The organism is Bradyrhizobium sp. PRIMUS42 (assembly GCF_023006515.1).
Taxonomy (GTDB): Bacteria; Pseudomonadota; Alphaproteobacteria; order Rhizobiales; family Xanthobacteraceae; genus Bradyrhizobium.
The window spans coordinates 1-3,752 of sequence record NZ_JALBGZ010000620.1; the positions used below are offsets into that span (position 1 = coordinate 1).

A 3,752-nucleotide genomic window follows, 5' to 3' on the forward strand; every position below is an offset into this window, starting at 1 on the left:
GACGACAACCGGCTGCGGCGCGCTGTAGGGCTGGCCATAGGCCATGGAGTCGAGATCGGCGCGCGGCTGCATCACCGCGACAGGGCCGGCGGTCTGCATGCAGCCGCCTAGGGTCAGCGCGGCGGACGCTGCCAAAGACGCCAAGTTCGACCATCGAAACGCGCGTGCAACCGGCACCGGACCTATCCCTCGAAACGAGACGGCTCCAGTGATGCACTAGTTATGGTTAATAAAACGTTGAGCTGGCGTTTTACCCTCCCCTGGAGGGCAGGGGAGCACATTCCGGCGCCTTACACTTCCGCGCTCACACCGACGCCGATCGGGCAGGACACGCCGGTGCCGCCAAGGCCGCAATAGCCGCCGGGATTCTTCGCCAGATATTGCTGATGGTAGTCCTCGGCGAAATAGAATTCGCCTGATGGCGCGATCTCGGTGGTGATGGCACCGAGGCCTTTGGCTGCGAGTGCCTTCTGATAAAGCGCCTTCGACTCGTCAGCCGCTTTCTTCTGCGCATCGGAACAAGTGTAGATCGCGCTTCGGTACTGCGTGCCGACGTCGTTGCCCTGACGCATGCCCTGCGTCGGGTTGTGGCTCTCCCAGAACGTCTTCAACAGCCTCGCGTAGGAGATCTTGTTCGGATCGAACACGACCAGCACCACTTCGGTGTGGCCGGTGCGCCCCGAACAGGTCTCTTCATAGGTCGGGTTCGGCGTGTGGCCGCCGGCATAGCCGACGGCGGTGGTGTAAATGCCATCACCGAGCTCCCAGAACTTGCGCTCGGCACCCCAGAAGCAGCCGAGCCCGAACACGGCCTGCTCGAGGCCGGCGGGATAAGGCGGCTTGAGCTTGCTGCGGTTGACGAAATGGGTGGTCGCGGTCGGAATGGCTTGCGCACGGCCCGGCAGCGCCTCAGTTGCGCTCGGCAATGCGGTGGTCTTGCGCATGAACAGCATGATTGGATCTCCGCAAACGAGCTGTCCGTCGCCCGAGCCAGATGCTCACGCGGCGTGCTCGCGATCAGGTGGGAATATAGGGCTCTACGTGAGCGTAGGCAGCGTTGTTACGCCGCGCGCCTCGCAGCGCTCAATCCCGGCGGGAATTGAAAGCTCAATCCCGGCGGGAATTGAACATCAATCCCGGCGGGATTGGAGGTCAATCCCGGGAATAGCCGATCAGCGGTTTCCGCGGCCGGAACAGGATCATCAGCAAGATGCCGAGAATGCCGAGGACGGCAAAGACCGGCTGATCCAGCAGCAGGCGGATCACCGAGGTCCAGAGCCAGGGCGCCTTGGCCTCGACCCAGGTGCGGAAGGCCGATTGGCTGGCCTGATTGATGTCGTTCCAGAACTGGCCGAACCGGGTGAACCGCAGGGTCTGGTCGGCCACCCAGCGGGCGCCGTCGTAGACCATGAAGATGAACCCGCCGGCGAGCAGCAACAGCCCAATCAGTCGGAAAAAGCCGCGGATCATGCCCCACCTTATATGGTCGTCCGATCGGAGGACCCGACAAAACGCCGCCTGCCAATAGCCGGGAGACGGCAGAAATTCAACCTCTTCAGGGCGTTACCGTGCTCCCTGGGGCGCCCCGGGGCCGCTTTTCCAGCCCGGAAAGCGTTGACGGTGCGCAAGACCCTCTCTATAAGGGCGCCAACTGGCGGCGGGCGCAATCCTGCCGCCGCTGTTCTTTGAGCAGTTGCAGGCTCCTCGAGCTAAAGGCTCTATGAGGCCTCATGTTCCGGGGACAGCCCAGCAACCGAACACCCTAAATCCGAGCGTCGATTACGCGGTCAAGCAAGCCGGCGCTACCCGACCAAGACGCGACCGGTACCCGCAAAGGATATTGAGACCATGGCCAATACCACTTCCGCCAAGAAAGCGACGCGCAAGATCGCCCGCCGCACCGCCGTCAACAAGTCGCGCCGCACCCAGATGCGCGGTGCCGTGCGGACCGTCGAAGAAGCCATCGCGACCGGCGATCGCGCCGCTGCCGCGAAGGCGCTGGCGAATGCCGAGCCCGCCCTGATGCGTGCCGCCCAGCGCAACATCATTCACAAGAACAACGCCAGCCGCAAAGTCTCGCGGCTCACCGCGCAGATCGCCAAGCTCGCCAAGTAAGCGGGCCAGGTAAGTTCGCCAGGTAACGGCGGACCATCGGTCGACTGATCGATCGAATATCGCACGCGTCAAACAGCCCGGCATCGCGCCGGGCTTTTTTGTTGCCTGTCATACGCACGCAGTCACGCCGCAGCCGATCTTCGATTGGAAGGTTTGCGCCGCCCGCGCTATGCTTCGCTCCGTAGTTCTACCTGCCGATGTTTTGCAACAGCGGAAACTTTCACCGCGTTGCAAAAAACCCCTGTGCTGCGCGCTCGAATTGAATCCGCGGGCGACGAAAGTTCTACACACCGTAGATTCACAGGAACGCACATCGGGTGGGAGTTACCCTGTGAAATGAGACTCAAAAAACGATGTCTCGCTAATCACTTATCGACATAGTGATCGCAAGCGTTTGGAAAATTCACCCGCGCGTCGGGTGCGTGACGAATTTGTTAAAAAATTTTGGCGGTGGCGGAGAATTGTCACATGAGGCGCGGCATTTTCGATTCTGTGCACGAATCCAAAAACTTGGTCCGAAGCCTGTGCACAAGTCGCTATGGCGTTAACCGACGTCAAGTTTTTTTGGTGGCTCAAGTGTGAATCAATTCGTTGCGAGTCTTTCCGCTTAGTGTATTCCTTAAGTCGTCAGCGGCGCCCACGATCTTCAGACCAGCGCGGTTTAGGAAACGGGGCGAGCGTGCAAATCGGCGGCGGTGCGCACGTAGGCGACGCTTCAACAAGCGATGTCGGTTCACAACCCATAGCAATATGGGAATGGTAGCTCTTTGTCTGAATGTCTCCAAGCGGGATCTTCCCGCCTCGTGCCAAGCGCATATGAGAGACATCGCGAAGCTACCCCGGTACGCAAGGCGGCGAAGTCGAGCGGACGACCAGTACACGGGCAGGCATCCGCGCAGGAGTACGGCGCGGCTGTCGTCAAGACACGCAGGACCTTGTCGCGAGCAATCACGGCAAGACGGGGAGGTATCATGTCTTACGGACTCAACGCGGTATTGCAGCACGTTTCCCATTCCAACGATGCCGTTCTCGATCCGTCAGATCTCCAGCCTCCCGCGTGTGACGAAGCGCCGAGTACGCGCTGACCTCGCGAACCCTCCATCTCTGACATCGCTGATCTGACGCGGCGTTCCCGCCGGACGGTCGAGCCATGCCTGACGATGGACTCGCTTTGAGGTCGCGCCATTCCAAGGGCCCTGCTGAGGGGTCCTGCAGGAACACCTGCATGGCGCTCACAACGCAACTATATCTCTCAAGAGAAGTTTTCTGACGATGACAATGGAACAGGATCGCTGGTCACGCGTGAAGGGTCGGCTGCGCTCGAGCGTTGGCGAGGACGTTTACACGAGCTGGTTTGCACGCATGGATCTGGAAGGCGTGCAGGACGAGAGCGTGCGGCTCTCGGTGCCGACCCGCTTCCTGAAGAGCTGGATTCAGGCCCATTATGCCGAGCGCGTGCTGTCGTGCTGGCAGGCCGAGATGCCGGAAGTGCATCGCATCGACCTCACGGTGCGTTCGGCCGTGCGTCCGGTGATGCAACCAAAGGAAGCCCCGGCGCCTGTCGAGATGCGACGCACCCCCACGCCGGAGCTGCGCTCGACCGCGACCGCGCCGGTCTCGGCCAATCACGACGCGCT

4 protein-coding genes and 1 pseudogene are annotated in these 3,752 nt (G+C 61.2%); 2 read left to right on the forward strand and 3 right to left on the reverse strand.

What is annotated here, in order from left to right:
- From MOV75_RS30565 to MOV75_RS30575, 3 genes and pseudogenes are all read right to left on the reverse strand, one after another.
- A pseudogene (locus MOV75_RS30565) lies at window positions 1-177 on the reverse strand (polysaccharide export protein); the annotation flags it as partial.
- A 113-nt stretch (window positions 178-290) separates the two neighbouring features.
- Window positions 291-953 (reverse strand): peptide-methionine (S)-S-oxide reductase MsrA, encoded by a 663-nt coding sequence (msrA, locus tag MOV75_RS30570; protein WP_246931182.1) that lies wholly within the window; start codon window positions 951-953, stop codon window positions 291-293.
- Between the two features lie 199 nt (window positions 954-1,152).
- Window positions 1,153-1,470, reverse strand: a complete 318-nt coding sequence (locus MOV75_RS30575; RefSeq protein WP_028133689.1) for a hypothetical protein — start codon at window positions 1,468-1,470, stop codon at window positions 1,153-1,155.
- Window positions 1,471-1,848: 378 nt separating this feature from the next.
- Between MOV75_RS30575 and rpsT the strand changes: the two genes are divergently transcribed.
- Both rpsT and MOV75_RS30585 read left to right on the forward strand, forming a co-directional pair.
- Entirely contained in the window at window positions 1,849-2,115 is a 267-nt protein-coding gene (gene rpsT / locus MOV75_RS30580; RefSeq protein WP_212083530.1) for a 30S ribosomal protein S20, read from the forward strand.
- A 1,272-nt stretch (window positions 2,116-3,387) separates the two neighbouring features.
- Window positions 3,388-3,752, forward strand: a 365-nt coding sequence (locus tag MOV75_RS30585; protein WP_309486977.1) for a DnaA N-terminal domain-containing protein, incomplete at its 3' end; no start/stop codon positions are given.

Coding starts and splice junctions, on each gene's coding strand:
- msrA (WP_246931182.1), bottom strand. CDS start 953: ATGCTGTTCATGCGCAAGACCACCGCATTGCCGAGCGCAACTGAGGCG.
- rpsT (WP_212083530.1), top strand. CDS start 1,849: ATGGCCAATACCACTTCCGCCAAGAAAGCGACGCGCAAGATCGCCCGC.
- MOV75_RS30575 (WP_028133689.1), bottom strand. CDS start 1,470: ATGATCCGCGGCTTTTTCCGACTGATTGGGCTGTTGCTGCTCGCCGGC.